Origin of the sequence: Primorskyibacter sedentarius (assembly GCF_004342065.1) — a bacterium.
GTDB lineage: Bacteria > Pseudomonadota > Alphaproteobacteria > Rhodobacterales > Rhodobacteraceae > Primorskyibacter > Primorskyibacter sedentarius.
Map to the genome: position 1 here is coordinate 18,943 of NZ_SLZU01000011.1, position 14,369 is coordinate 33,311.

The 14,369-nt window shown below is 61.5% G+C and carries 8 protein-coding genes; 5 read left to right on the plus strand and 3 right to left on the minus strand.

The window, feature by feature from the left end; genetic code table 11:
• Window positions 1-11: 11 nt before the first annotated feature.
• The gene (locus tag EDD52_RS14665) at window positions 12-905 is read right to left on the minus strand and encodes a TIM barrel protein (protein ID WP_132246271.1); all 894 of its coding nucleotides are present in this window, start codon (window positions 903-905) and stop codon (window positions 12-14) included.
• A gap of 19 nt (window positions 906-924) precedes the next feature.
• On the minus strand, window positions 925-2,028 hold the full coding sequence (locus EDD52_RS14670) for a Gfo/Idh/MocA family protein (protein ID WP_132246273.1): 1,104 nt from the start codon (window positions 2,026-2,028) through the stop codon (window positions 925-927).
• Window positions 2,029-2,167: 139 nt separating this feature from the next.
• Here EDD52_RS14670 and iolD point away from each other — a divergent pair, with 139 nt between their 5' ends.
• The 5 genes from iolD to iolG are packed head-to-tail and all read left to right on the plus strand — an operon-like array spanning window position 2,168 to window position 7,706.
• Complete coding sequence (gene iolD / locus EDD52_RS14675; RefSeq protein WP_132246275.1) at window positions 2,168-4,036, plus strand: 3D-(3,5/4)-trihydroxycyclohexane-1,2-dione acylhydrolase (decyclizing); 1,869 nt, start codon at window positions 2,168-2,170, stop codon at window positions 4,034-4,036.
• Entirely contained in the window at window positions 4,036-5,016 is a 981-nt protein-coding gene (gene iolC, locus EDD52_RS14680) for a 5-dehydro-2-deoxygluconokinase (protein WP_132246277.1), read from the plus strand. The genes iolD and iolC overlap by 1 nt, the downstream gene beginning before the upstream one ends.
• Window positions 5,017-5,030: 14 nt before the next feature.
• Window positions 5,031-5,888, plus strand: coding sequence for a 5-deoxy-glucuronate isomerase (locus tag EDD52_RS14685; protein ID WP_132246279.1), 858 nt, complete (start codon window positions 5,031-5,033; stop codon window positions 5,886-5,888).
• The gene (locus EDD52_RS14690) at window positions 5,885-6,715 is read left to right on the plus strand and encodes a class II fructose-bisphosphate aldolase (protein WP_132246281.1); all 831 of its coding nucleotides are present in this window, start codon (window positions 5,885-5,887) and stop codon (window positions 6,713-6,715) included. The genes EDD52_RS14685 and EDD52_RS14690 overlap by 4 nt, the downstream gene beginning before the upstream one ends.
• 1 nt (window position 6,716) lies before the next feature.
• On the plus strand, window positions 6,717-7,706 hold the full coding sequence (gene iolG / locus EDD52_RS14695; RefSeq protein ID WP_132246283.1) for an inositol 2-dehydrogenase: 990 nt from the start codon (window positions 6,717-6,719) through the stop codon (window positions 7,704-7,706).
• Between the two features lie 224 nt (window positions 7,707-7,930).
• On the opposite strand, the gene EDD52_RS14700 is transcribed toward iolG, so the two are convergent.
• Window positions 7,931-14,293: a calcium-binding protein gene (locus EDD52_RS14700; RefSeq protein WP_132246285.1), complete on the minus strand. Its 6,363-nt coding sequence runs from the start codon at window positions 14,291-14,293 to the stop codon at window positions 7,931-7,933.
• Window positions 14,294-14,369: the final 76 nt, after the last annotated feature.

Sequence of the window (14,369 nt, forward strand, 5' to 3'; positions counted from 1 at the left end):
GTCCTTGCCTCCTATTTGAAGCCGATGGATTCAAGATATTCGCGGTTCTTGCGCGCATCACCCAGCGTGTCAGGGTCAAGCGTCGGGTCGCAATCCTGCTCGACCGTGCACCAGCCTTCGAAACCCGCGTCGAGGAGCACCTGCCGCACGGCGGGAAAGTCCACGTCGCCCTCGCCCAGATTGCAGAAAATGCCTTGACCGCAAGCATCGTAAAATCCAGTTCGGTTCTCGATCACCTTTGCCTTCACTGCAGGGTCGATATCCTTGAAGTGCATATAGGAAATCCGCCCGATATGCCTTTTCATGAACGCCACCGGGTCGAAACCGGCATAGGAATGGTGGCCGGTGTCGAAACAGATCTTCAGGATCTTCTCGTCTACCTCGTCCAGCAAACGCTCCAGCTCCGGCTCGAAATCAAGAAAGCCCCCGGCATGGGCGTGGATGCCGACCGTCAGCCCGTATTCCTCGGTGCCGATGCGGGCGCTTTCCGCTAGGCGGTCGCGGTAGGCGGTCCATTCGGCCTTGTCCATCTGCTCGGCCTCACCGGCACGGCCGGCGGTAGGCGCGCGGCGCGGTGAGATCGAGTCGATCAACACCATATGCTGGGCACCATGGGCCATGAGCGCCTTCGCGGTCCGGTGCGTCGCGTCCAGCACGTCGTCCCACGCGTTCGGGTCGTGATAGGGGCGGAAAACCACGCCGCCGATCAGCTCCAGCCCGTATTCCGACAGCCCCTCGCCCAGCACGGCGGGATCTTCGGGCATGAAGCCTACCGGCCCCAGTTCGATCCCCTTGTAGCCCGCCTCGGCGCATTCCTTAAGCACATGCTGCCATGTGGGATTGCGCGGATCGCTGGCGAATTCCACGCCCCAGGAACAGGGCGCATTGCCTATTCTGATTGTCATGTCCTGTCTCCTCCGTATGTCAAAATTTGTCGATGTCGATCCAGGTCCCGGCGTCGGCCGAGGCCAGCGTGGCGGCGATCACCCGGTTGACCTCGTGCCCGTCGTGGAAAGTGGGCCAGAGCGGTTTGCCCGCAGCGATCGCTTCCAGAAAGTCCTTGGCCTCGATGATGATCTGATCCTGATAGCCGGTGCCGTGGCCCGGCCCCTGACAGAAGGGCGCATAGTCGGGATGCGCGGGGCCAGTCAGGATCTTGGTGAACCCGCGCGTCGCCTCGGGGCCTTCCATCCGGTAGAGCCATAGTGCGTTCTGATCTTCCTGATCAAAGCGGATCGCACCTTTCGTGCCGGAGATTTCATAGGCATAGCCCATCTTCCGGCCCGTCGAGACGCGGCTGAAATACATCTGCCCCATGGCACCGTTTTCGAACCGGCACATCATCTGCGCGTGGTCGTCATTGGTGACTTCGCCGCCGGGGCGGGTGTGATGCACCGTCTCATGCGCGCCGATCAGGCGTGTGATCGGCCCCATCAGCGCCAGCGCACCGTTGATCATGTGCGGCGCCAGATCGCCCATCGTGCCATTCGCCATGCCGGTGGTGCGCCATGTCGCGGGCGCCTGCGGATCGGCATAGAAATCCTCGGTATGTTCGCCGCGGAACCATGTGATATCGCCGATCTCGCCATCGGCGATCAGCTTGCGGGCGAACTGGCTGGCGGGGGTGCGGATGTAGTTGAAACCCACCATGTTGACCACGCCCGCGGCTTGGGCCGCGGCCACCATCGCTGCACTGTCCTCAAGCGATGCGCCAAGCGGTTTTTCACAGAAGACAGGCTTGCCCAGTTTGAAGGCCGCCTCGGCAATTTCGCGATGGGTTTCCTGCGGCGTGGCGATCACCACGGCCTCGACCTTTGGGTCGTTCACCAGCACCTGCCAGTCATCGGTTGCCCGCGCAAAGCCATAGGCGGCGCGGTAGCGTTCGGCACTTGCCGGTGTGGTGGCACAGACCATTTCCAAGCGCGGTTTCAACGCCGTGTCAAAGATGGCCCCTACCGAGGACATGGCCACCGCATGCGCTTTGCCCATGTAGCCGCCGCCCAGGATACCTATTCCGATTTCAGCCATTTCACCGCCTCCTCCCTGTCGGTGGTCATCGGATGCGATTTCGATTTGCAACCGGTTGCAAACGATGTATCGTGAGTCTAGACATCTCGCAAGCGACATTTCGTCGATGATCAGGATTTCTTAGGGAGGCATCGCTCAAATGACTACGACAGACGGCACCATCCGGCTGACCACAGCTCAGGCCATCATTCGCTGGCTGGCCAACCAGTTTATCGAGATTGACGGCCAGAAAATGCGGGTCTGCGGAGGCGGCTTCGGCATCTTCGGCCACGGCAACGTGACCTGTCTTGGCGAGGCCCTGTACGGTGTCCGCGAAGAGCTGCCGCTCTACCGTGGCCAGAACGAAACCAGCATGGGATTCGCCGCTTCGGGCTATGCCAAGCAGTGGCTCCGCCAGCGCTTCATGTTCTGCACCGCCAGCGCGGGTCCGGGCACTGCCAACCTGCTGACTGCGGCCGGGCTGGCCCATGCCAACCGGTTGCCGATGCTGATGCTTTGCGGCGATACCTTCATCACGCGGCTGCCGGATCCGGTGCTCCAGCAGATGGAGAATTACAACGATCCGACCTTTGGCGTGAACGATGCGTTCAAGCCTTGCAGCCGCTTCTGGGATCGCATCTGCCACCCTGCGCAAATCATCCAGTCACTGCCCGCGGCATTGGCGACGATGCTGGACCCCGCCGATTGCGGCCCGGCCTTCATCGGTTTGCCGCAGGATGTGCAGGGTTGGACCTATGACTACCCGGAGGTGTTCTTTCAGAAAAAGGTGCACCGCATTCGCCGACAGACGCCCGATCAGGTCGAGATTGCCGATGCGGTTGCAGCACTGAAATCGGCCAGGCGCCCCATGATCATCGCGGGCGGCGGCGTGCAATATTCGCGGGCCGTGAAGGAACTCACCGCCTTTGCCGAAAAGCACCAGATCCCGGTTGTCGAAACCATCGCGGGCCGCGCCAATATGCTGGCGACCCACAGGCTGAATATCGGCCCGGTCGGTGTCACCGGTTCGGACAGCGCCAACGCGATTGCCGAGCAGGCCGACGTCATCCTCGCCGTCGGCACAAGGTTGCAGGATTTCACCACGGGGTCATGGACCGCCTTTGCCAGGGATGCGCAGATTGTCTCTGTCAACGCTGCACGCCATGACGCGGGCAAGCACATGTCGCTGCCGGTGGTGGGCGACGCAAAGCTGTCCCTGACCGCTCTGTCCGATGCGCTGGACTATACCGCGCCCGAAGACTGGGTGAGCTTTGCCCGCGAAGAACGTGGCAAGTGGGACGCCTATGTCGCCGAGAACGTCAAACCCGGCAACCGCCCGAATTCCTATGCTCAGGCGATCGGCGTGGTCAACGACCTGTGCGACCCGCGTGACCGCGTGGTGGCCGCCGCCGGGGGCCTGCCTGCCGAGGTCACCGCCAACTGGCGCACGCTGGAGATCGGAACGGTGGACGTGGAGTTCGGCTTTTCCTGTATGGGCTACGAGATCGCAGGCGCCTGGGGCGCGCGCATCGCGCAGGCCGAGCGGGAGCCCGAGCAGGACACCATCACCTTCTGCGGCGACGGGTCTTACATGATGCTGAACTCGGATCTCTATTCCAGCGTGCTCAGCCGCAAGAAGCTGATCGTCCTGCTGCTGGACAATGGCGGGTTCGCCGTCATCAACAAGTTGCAGAACAACACCGGCAACGAGAGCTTCAACAACCTGCTGGAAGATTGCCCGACCATCCCTGAACCCTTCGGTGTTGATTTCGTGGCTCATGCCGCATCGATGGGGGCCGCGGCCGAGAAAGTCGCCAACCCGGCCGAACTGGCCGTGGCATTCAAGCGCGCCAAGGCCTCGGACAGATCCTATGTGATCGTGATGGATGTCGACGCCTATGAGGGATGGACAACAGAAGGCCACGCCTGGTGGGAGGTCGGCACACCGCATGTGACCGAGAGCGACCGCGTGCGTGCCGCGCATGAAGACTGGGAGTCGGACCGCAGCAAGCAACGGCGGGGTGTGTGATGAGCGCGCTGATTGACGGAATCCGCAAGGGCAATTTCGCGGTGTTCGGGCGGGCGGGCATGGACATGTTCGCCGACCCTCCCGGCACCCGCGCCGACGAGGCAGAGACCTTCCGCGCTGATCTGGGCGGCTCTTCGGCCAATATCTGCGCCGGGCTTTGCAAGCTGGGGATGCGCTCTGCGCTGGTAACCTCGGTATCGGATGACGCGGCGGGACGGTTCTGCACCAAGCGGCTGAAACATTACGGTGTCGGCACGCAATACCTCAAGGTGCTGGGCGGCGAATACCGCATCTCGCTCGCGGTTTACGAAAGCTGCATCGAGGATTTCCAACTGGTGATCTACCGCAACAACGCGGTGGATTTCCAGGTGACCGAGGAAGATGTCGACCGGGTGAATTACGCCGATTTCGGGGCGTTGATTACCGCAGGCACCGTCTTTGCGGCCGAGCCATCGCGCAGTTCCACCTTCCGCGCGTTCGAGAATGCCCGAAAGGCCGGGTTGCCGGTGATCTTCGACATCGACTACCGGCCCTATAGCTGGCCCTCGGCAGAGGTCGCCTCAGAGGTGCTGACCCGCGCGGGCGAAGAGAGCGACCTGATCGTCGGCAATGACGAAGAGTTCGGCTTCATGGCGGGCGGCATTGAAAAGGGTCTCGACAAGGCGCGCGAACTTGCCGCCAGCGGCAAGATGGTGATCTACAAGATGGGTCACGAAGGCGCACTGACGCTTGCGGGCGACGAAGAGATCCGTACCGGCATCTACCCTGTTACCGCCGTCAAACCCAACGGTGCCGGCGACAGTTTCATGGCGGGCTTTCTGGCCGCCATCGCAGAGGACCGGCCGCTGAAGGAAGCCGTGCTGCGCGGCTCTGCCTGCGCCTCCATCGTGGTCAGCCAACCCGGCTGCGCCCCCGCCATGCCCACAACTGCCGAGCTTGACGCCTTTCTGGCCGAACGCTCCGGCCCCACGGACGTTTAAGAGGAAACCCACAAATGCATATTGCGCCGCATGACAATCGCAACAAACCCATCGTTGATGTCGATCACGATCTGGTGCCGCTGAACTATTTCAACATCGTCAACCTCAAGAAGGGCGAAAGCTTCGACTACGCGGTGCCCGGCTATGAAACCTGCGTCGTCCCCGCAACCGGCACGGTTGACGTGGATGTCGATGGCGCGGGTTTTGCCAAGCTGGGCAATCGCGGCACCGATGTCTGGGATGGCGAGCCCGAGGGCGTCTACGTGCCCTCCGGCGCGAAAACCCGACTGACCTGTGTCAGCGACACCGCCGAAGTGTTCATCGCCGGGGCGAAATACGACAAGGTGCTGGAACCTTTCGACGTGCGCGAGGCAGAGCTTGACCTTGTGCAATACGGCTCTGACGACACCAAGACCCATCGCAAGATCAAGCATATCTTGGGCGCCAACCAGCATGACAAGGTGGGCCGTCTGCTGGTCAGCGAGCTTTACACCGTCGGCGCTGGCGGCTGGTCCGGATTTCCAAGCCACAAGCATGATACCGACCGCCACCATGAAAATGGCGAGCTGATCGAGACACGCCACGACGAGACGTATAATTTCCGCTTCAAGCCGAACAAGGGCTCTGGCCTGCAAATGCTGCAACGCGAGGATAACGAGCCGGGCGATGCCTATCACATCATGGACCGCTCAACGATCCTGATCGACAAGGGTTATCATCCCTGCTGCACGCTGCCGGGCTATGAAATGTACTATTTCACCATTCTGGGCGGACTGTCGCAGCGCTCGCTCAAGCAGTATTTCCAACCGACGCATGAGGAACAGTTGCACACGATCCCCGGGATCATGGACATGGTGGAAAAGTTCAAATGACTCTTCAAACATTAGCAGAAGTCCTGCAGCCTGCGCTGCGGCAGGGCCACGCGGTCGCCGGGCTGGTGACGCTGGGCTGGGAAGACATGCGCGCCTATGTGGCGGCAGCAGAGGCAGAAGGCTGCCCGGTGATCCTGCAGGCAGGCCCGTCATGCCGCGAACACACGCCGTTGCCGGTGCTGGGCAAGATGTTCCGGCATCTGGCCGAAGGTGCTTCGGTGCCCGTGGTGGCGCATCTCGACCATGGCTACACCGCCGAGGACTGCCGCATCGCCATTGACAGCGGCTTTACCTCCGTGATGTTCGACGGGTCGCGCAAACCGCTGGCCGAGAACATCGCTGAAACGGCAGCCATTGCCGAGATGGCCCATGCCGCCGGGGTGTCCTGCGAAGGCGAGATCGGCTTTGTTGGCTATTCGGGCGGCGAAGGCTCTGCCGGGACCGATCCCGAGGAAGCGGCCCAGTTTGCCCGCGAAACCGGCGTGGACGCCATGGCGATCTCGGTCGGCAACGTGCATCTGCAACAGGACAAGCAGGGCGGTCTGGACGAGGCGCGCATCCGCGCCGTCGAAGCCGTCTGCCAGATCCCGCTTGTCATCCATGGCGGGTCAGGCGTGCCTGTGGCGCAGCGCCGTGCGCTGGCGCGAGGCTCGGCAATCTGCAAATTCAACATCGGAACAGAGCTGCGAATGGCCTTCGGGGCGGCGCTGCGCGAGGCGGTGAACCGCGACCCTGCCCGCTTTGACCGTGTGCAGATCCTGAAAGAAACCCACGAGCCACTGGTGGCCGCGACACGCACCGTGTTGCAAGCCTTCAAAGGAGAATGAAATGTTGAAAATCGGGCTTCTCGGCTGTGGCAGAATAGGTCAGGTCCACGCTCGCTCCATCAGTCAGATCGACGGTGCCAAGGTAACGGCGGTGGCAGATGCCTTCGAAGCACCCGCAAAGGCACTGGCAGACAAGACCGGAGCCGCCGTGATGGGGCCCCAGGACCTTATCGCCAGTGCAGAGGTGGACGCCGTCGTCATCGGCACACCCACGGACACCCATTTCGACTTGATCCATGCCGCAGCAAGCGCGGGCAAGGCGATCTTTTGCGAAAAGCCGGTGGACATGTCAGCCGAGCGCATCCGCGATTGCATCAAGGCGGTGGAGGCTGCGGGCGTTCCGTTCATGACTGCGTTCAACCGCCGCTTCGACCCCAACTTTGCCAGCGTTCAGGCACGTATCGCGGATGGAGAGATCGGCGGCATAGAAATCGTCACGATTCAATCCCGCGACCCGTCGCCGCCGCCCATCTCTTACGTCAAAAGCTCTGGCGGCCTGTTTCGGGACATGATGATCCACGACCTCGATATGGCGCGATTCCTGCTGGGCGAAGAGCCCGTGACCATCTATGCGACGGGCGCATCGCTCGTCGATCCGGAGATCGGGAAGGCAGGCGATGTCGACACTGCGGCCGTCACGCTGACCACGAAAAGCGGCCGGATCTGCCAGATCACCAATTCCCGCCGCGCCAGCTATGGCTATGACCAACGCATCGAAGTGCATGGCGAGAAAGGCATGCTGCGGGCCGACAACATGCTGGAAAACACTGTCGAAGTCGCCACGTCTGTGGGTTTCACCAAGGCCCCGGCAAAGCATTTCTTTCTTGAACGGTACGAGGCCGCATATCGCGCCGAGATGTCCTATTTCGTTGCATGCGTTGCCGGACAGACGGAAATCTCGCCGGGTATTCAGGATGGTTTGCGCGCCCAGCTTCTTGCAGACGCCGCCACCCGCTCGTGGCAAGAGGGCAAGGCCATCACCCTGGAATAGGGTCAATCTGCGGGGTGCGTCACCGCGCGCCCCGCAGATCCAAGGGCCTTACCGCCGGGCGGCAGGGAACAGGGTAAGCCGCAGGTCTGCCAGGTCTCAAAAATTCGCGGACGCCCGTTTCGGTGGCCCCCGCCGCCGCCTGCCGCACACCGCCCGGAAGACCATCGCGACCGCACCGTTGCCAGAGTGGCAGCGGAACGGTCGCGCGGATCAACTCAGCCGGATCAGATCATGAAGAGGCCCTCGTCCTGCTGGAAGATCAGGAACGACACTTCGTCCATGCCATGGGCTGTCTCTGCATCATGGGACAGATCCTCCTGCACAAACACCTCGCCCGTCACAATGTCTTGACGGACAACCGCCGTATCCAGGTCGGAGATCTGCGTGATCTGCGCAAAATCCAGCGTCTCTGGCACGGACTGGCGGGCGTCAGATACGTTCAGAACGCCCGTCTCGAAGGCGCTGAAACTGCCATCCTCGAAGGCCACGTAGCTTATGGTTTCGGTGCGGTGCCCGGCAAAGTCGGCCTCCCGCTCTGCCATCGAGATCTTGAAACCGGTCTCGGTGATCGCATCCACCCGCGCCGTCGCGAATTCGTGGCCGTTCCGGGAATTCACCGTGGCGAAAACGCGGGTATCGCTGCCTGAAAGCTCCCCTTCGAAAGCAACCTCTGCCGGGTTCGCCTCCCGCGTGGACTGGTACACCGCACCGGTGCTGACCGTTCCCGCCTCGATCACGGCACCGTTCGACAGCTCGTGCCGTCCGGCTTCCAGAACCATGTACTGCACCGTCTCGACCTTGTGGATACCGTCCAGATCCTCGGTCTCCTGCAACTGGATGTCGAACCCGTTGGACGACACGTTGGAAACGCGCACCTCGACGATATCCTGGCCGTTCATCGTTTTGACGAAAGCCACGACAACAGGGTTGTCATATGCCTGAAGCGTGCTGATCGATTGCACCGTGTCATCGGCACGGATGGTGCCATATTCACCCACCGTATTGCCGGAATGGGCCACGTCATCTTCGGTGATCTCTTCGGCCTGCGTATTTTCCAGACGGATGGACCCGCCGCGGGTCGAGATCAGAGCGTCGGCGCCGTCCTGACTGATGAAGAGATCGTCAAAGCTGTCAATCTCGGCAAGGCCCAACAGGTCCAGCATATCCTCGCCTGCCTTAAAGTCGGTGATGGTGTCAGCCCCGAAAATGGCGGAACCCGCCCCGGCAAAGACGAACGTATCCGCGCCTGCACCGCCGGTCAGCAGGTCATCGCCCGCGCCGCCGATCAGAACGTCATGGCCAGCGCCCCCTTCGAGCGTGTCCGCCCCGGCGCCGCCCTCGATGAAGTCATCACCACCGTCGCCGCGCAGGCTGTCCTCGCCCTCCTGGCCAAACAGCGCGTCGTCGCCAAGGTCGCCTTCCAGGATGTCATTCCCCTTGCCACCCTCGATAAGGTCGTTCTCGACCGTGCCCTCGAATTCAAGGTCATACGTCTTGAATGCGGTGAAGACCTGGCCAGGGGTTTCATAGGTGATCGCAACCGTGCCGTCGGCCTGCGCTGCGATAGAAGGATGCGCGCGACCGCTGATGATCAGATCTTCGCCGATCTTCTCGCCTGACGCGTTCAGCCTGATGACGTGGATCTCGTCATTGCCCTCATCCTTGTTATAGGCCAGCAGGAACGAACCATCGGCCAAGGCGGCAAGCTGCGGCTCGCTATGCGCGCTTTGGGCTGCCGCGTTCACTGCCGGGTTGATGTATCCGGTGCGGGCAGAGCCGTCCTCGTTGTAGATCTGCATGAACAAATCCTGGTCGCCTCCGGCAGTATGCTGGAACACCACGACGAAACCGCCATCCGCCAGCGCCGCGATATCGCCCTGACGCATATGGCCGCTGCCGGCGAAATGCCCGTTTGCCGTCGTCTTCGTCCCGTCCTGATCGAAGATGGTGACAGCGGCTGCACCTTCACTTGTGCTGTGGCGGATATTGTCAATGCGGGCTTCGCGGCCACCTGTCAGACTGATCGTCTTGACGTAGTTGGTGAAAAAGGTGCCGTCCGCCGGGTCTGCCAGCTTCTTGATCGTCCCGTCAGGTTCTGCGCGGAAATGATGCTCGCCGTCCTTGTAGTTGTTGGCACGCAACGCGAATTCATTATTGCCCAGCGACATGGCTTCCCACTGGTGAAGGTCGACCGCGTCGGTGCTCAGCCTGATTTCCGCGCCGATCTTCTGGCCCGAGGCATCCACCCGTTGCGCGTGGATCTTGTGCGGTCCGGATTTCTCGTCCGCAGCCCAAAGCACCAGGAAGGTCCCATCCGAAAGCGCGAGTGTCTGGGTCGTCTCTACCGTATGCACGTCAAGCGCGTTGACAAGGATGGTCAGCGCCTGCGGTGGCGGGGGAACGTCGACCCCCGCTTCCTCGGCATGATTGCCGGTGTCGCTGTCACCGCGTTCGTCCTTTGCGGCCAGCTCTTCTTCGGTAAGAAAATCCTCCGCCTCGGCGTCTTCGTCGAAATCCTCCTCATATTGCGCATGGTCCGGCGCGTCTTCGACTTCGACCTCCTCCAGATCGCTGCCAGTGCCCAGAAGGTCCTGCCCGGCGTCTTTGATGTCGTTGAAAAGGTCGCTGACGCCGTCGCGGATGGTCTGCGTCCCGTCTTCGATCCTGTCCTCCAGCGCCAGTCGGAACTCCGACGCGGCATCGTTTTGGGTGACAAACGCGGCAAGATCGGGGGATGCCGCCTCTGTCGGCACGGCGCTGAATACGCCCGCCTCAACGGCCCCCGCCAGATCAATCTCGGTCGTCTCGCCGTTCAGGCTGACAAGCCGCAGCGTCTCGATCCGCTTATCCGCGTTTTCCATATTGGTAAGGAAAACGGTCTTTGTGTTCTTGGCGATGCCCTTGGCCGTGCCGGTCAGCTTGGCCGCAACAGCCTTGGCCTTGTCCTCGAAGCTGGTGATGCCCTCGTCGAACTTGAAAAGGTCTTTCATATTGTAGAGCTTGAGGGCATTGGCCGCAGCAAGGGCCGTATCGGTATAGGAAACGATCAGGCTGCCGCCGAAAATGGGAATATCACCCGGCACGCGCGTGATCGACACTTCGCTGGGGGCCACACCCAGCAGCGCGCGCAGTTCCAGCGTATCAGCGCCACCCGCCTCCGAGATAAGCCCCGCATCCCCGCCGTCAAAGGCGGTTGCGGCGTCACCGGCCACGCTCAGCGCATCCATGATGTCACCGTCAAGCTTGCCTTCCGAGATGAAGGCGACATCAACCTTGTCCAGCGTCACCAGGTAAGTGTCGTCACCGGCGCCGCCAAAGGCCTTCGTGTTCTTGCTGGAGATGCCGAATGTGTCGTCGCCGTCACCGCCCAGCAATCTGTCTCCGCCAGAAAGGTCGTAAAGCGTCATCAGCTTGCCACCCAGATCCTCAAGCCCGTCGGGCATGAATTTCCCGATGACATCCGGCACGCTGCCAAGGTCGGGGATGGCCCCGCCGATAGCGTCCAGAATTGCGCCGAAATCGGGCATGTCGTCAAAAAACGCGGCAATCCCGTCGATCCCGTCGGCAATCCCATCACCCAGCGCATCCAGAAGCTCCCGCAGCCCATCAAGAGAGACCGCATCCGCGATGCTCTTGATGACCTGACCGACGGCTTCGGTGACATGCGCCACGAAGTCGAGCCCGGCCGAGAAATCAAAGCTCTGGATCGCGTCCAGAATCGCAGCCGCAAAGTCACCGATATGATCGAGGAAGTTGAAGTTTGGCAGGAAGTCGAAATCGAAGCCGAAGTCCAGAGACAGGTCTGGCAGGGTGATCGTCAGCGCATCCAATATGTCCGCCACTGCGCCCTCAATGCCGTTGGCAAGGTAATCGGCAATATCTTCGATCCCCCGGATCGTGCCCTCCACCCCGTCAATGACCAGCTCGGCACCTTCCAGGATCGTGTCGATCACTCCTTCGAAGGCAAGCTCTGCCACTTTGGCGAGGTCCATTGCCGCCGTGGTCACCTGCCCGACCAGCCCGCTCACGGTTTCGGCAATCGCACCCAGCACCTGATCGATGATGTCGGCATTCAGAAGACCCGCCGCATCTGCGAGGATTTCCGAAATCTTGGCATGCAGCGCCGAGACGACGTCGTCCAGCGGGATGTCGAGGTTGAGCGCGTCGAGCAGCTTTCCAAGCCTGCCAAGACCGAGGTCAAAGTCAAAGCTGAACGCGATGTCGGGCAGCGCGATGCCCGGAAAATCAAGCGCTATGGCATCCAGAAAATCCTCGATCCCCGTGATCACCCCGTCGATGCCGTCAATCACGAATTGCATCTCGGACAGGATGGCCGCCACGACCTTGTCGACCATCTTGTCGACCATCTCCACGGCCGGGCGCACGAGGTGTTTGTTCAGCATCACGCTGATGAAGCTGTTCATGTCGAGCAGCACATCGTCACCCGCACCGCCAGCATAGAAGGACGACTGGTTGAACCCGCCGATCATCAGGTCATCGCCGTCGCCGCCGAAGGCGATGCCCCCCTTGCCCAACGAGAAGAACGTGTCGCTCCCCGCACCGCCAGAGCGCAGAGTCGTACCGGTTGCGATGTCAATGAATGTGTCGTCGCCACTGCCGCCGGACTGAAAGGTGACGCCGCCAAAACCCGCGCTTTTCGTCGGCGCCTGGTTGGCATCGGGTTTCTTCTTGGTGAAGAGCTCCTTGTAGAAATCCTGGCTGACCATCGCCATGACGTCGTCGCCGGAATTTCCCATCTGCACGCCAAGCGGGCTTTTGTTCGCGCCGCCGAAGAAGGTGATCATCGTGTCGCTGTCACCGCCGCCGGACTGGAACACGCCGCCGTTCTTGAAAAGCTGCATGTTCACAAGAACGTCTTTGCCACCCTCGCCGAATTGCACGCTGGCTTTCTTGCCCAGCGCCACGCCCACGTCCTCGCCCTTGCCCAGCAGCTGGACATTGGCCTCCCCCAGTCCGATCGCGATGTCTCGCCCGGCATCGCCGAATTGCAGGTTGCCCTTGCCCGCAGCCACAAGAACATTGGTGTCCGTGCTTTCCTGCCCCTCTGCCGCATGCGCTGTCAGGTCGTCCTTGTTCTGCTGATCCAGGCCCAGCTCTTCGGGCAGCACATCCAGAATGTCGCCACCGAACTGCACATTGCCTTTGCCAAGCCCGATGATGATGTCCGAACCGCTGGACCCCATCTGAAGGTTGCCCTGGCCCACGGCCAGCATGATGTCATCATCCGCGCCGCCATGCTGGATATTGTATTGGCCAGCGGCCACCAGAATATCGTCGCCGGAACTGCCCAGCTGCAGGCTCGCCTGACCCAGCGCAAAGGCGATATCATCGCCCGCGCCGCCGATCTGGACGTTGACCCGCCCAAGCGCGACCATGATATCGTCGCCCTCGTCGCCGATCTGCAGGTTGGCCTCTCCCAGACCGAACAGGATGTCATCGCCCCTGCCCCCGTGCTGGACATTGCCGAAATATCCAAGCCCCACAAGGATATCATCCCCGTCATCGCCGAACTGCGCATTCCCCGCGCCGATGGCGACCATGATGTCATCACCCTTGCCGCCGTGCTGCATGTTCAGCGCGCCCGCAGCCACCATGATATCGTCGCCGTCATCGCCGAACTGGACATTGCCCAGACCGCCACCCGCGACCATGAGATCATTTCCCTCGCCGCCATGCTGAAAGTTCCCGCCATTTGCGAGCGCCACCATCTTGTCGTCGCCCGCGCCACCCTTCTGCACATTGGCGGCGTCGGACACGGCGATCATCACATCATCCCCCGATCCGCCGTCCTGCGTTGTCGCGATGAACCCTGCGGCGACCATGATGTCGTCGCCCTCACCCCCGTCCATCACGTTGACACCGCCAACGCTGACCATCACGTCATCGCCCGCGCCGCCATAGACGATGTTGGAAATACCGCCCGCAGCAATCGTATCGTTGCCGCCGCCGCCGTGGATGATGTTGGCCCCACCGACCGAGGTGATCAGATCGTCGCCATCCCCCCCATGAACGCGGTTGACCGCGCCCACGGCCACGATCACATCATCGCCGGTGCCGCCATCCATCCGGTTATAGGCCCCGATGCCCACCAGCCGGTCCCTGCCGTCCCCGCCCTTCATGTCGTTATAGGCGCCGATGCCGACAACCAGATCGTCATCCGCGCCGCCGTTCATCGCGTTATAGGCGCCGACGCCAATGAGCTCGTCGTTACCTTCGTCGCCCTTCATATCGTTATAGGCTCCAGCACCGCGCAGCGTGTCATGCCCCGTCCCGCCGGACATGTCATTATGCAGACCAAGACCGACCAACTCGTCATTGCCTGCCTCGCCGCGCATCTTGTTCGAGACGCCAATCGCGCGCAGATAATCGTCGCCGGTTCCGCCGTACAGCTCGTTGCGCGCGCCAAAGGCCTTCAGGATATCGTCGCCGCCTTCGCCAAATAGTTTGTTCTTGATCAGGTTCTTGCCGTCGATCGTGTTGTCGCCGTCATTGCCATGCTTCGTGACCACGAATTGATTGGTGACGAAGCTACCGACTTTCTTGAAAAATTTCTTTGCGCGTCCCATGGCTAAACTCCTTTGATAAAATGCCGTTTTCGGGAAGCGCACCCGCAAATTTCCGGGCGCGCCATACACCTCTGTC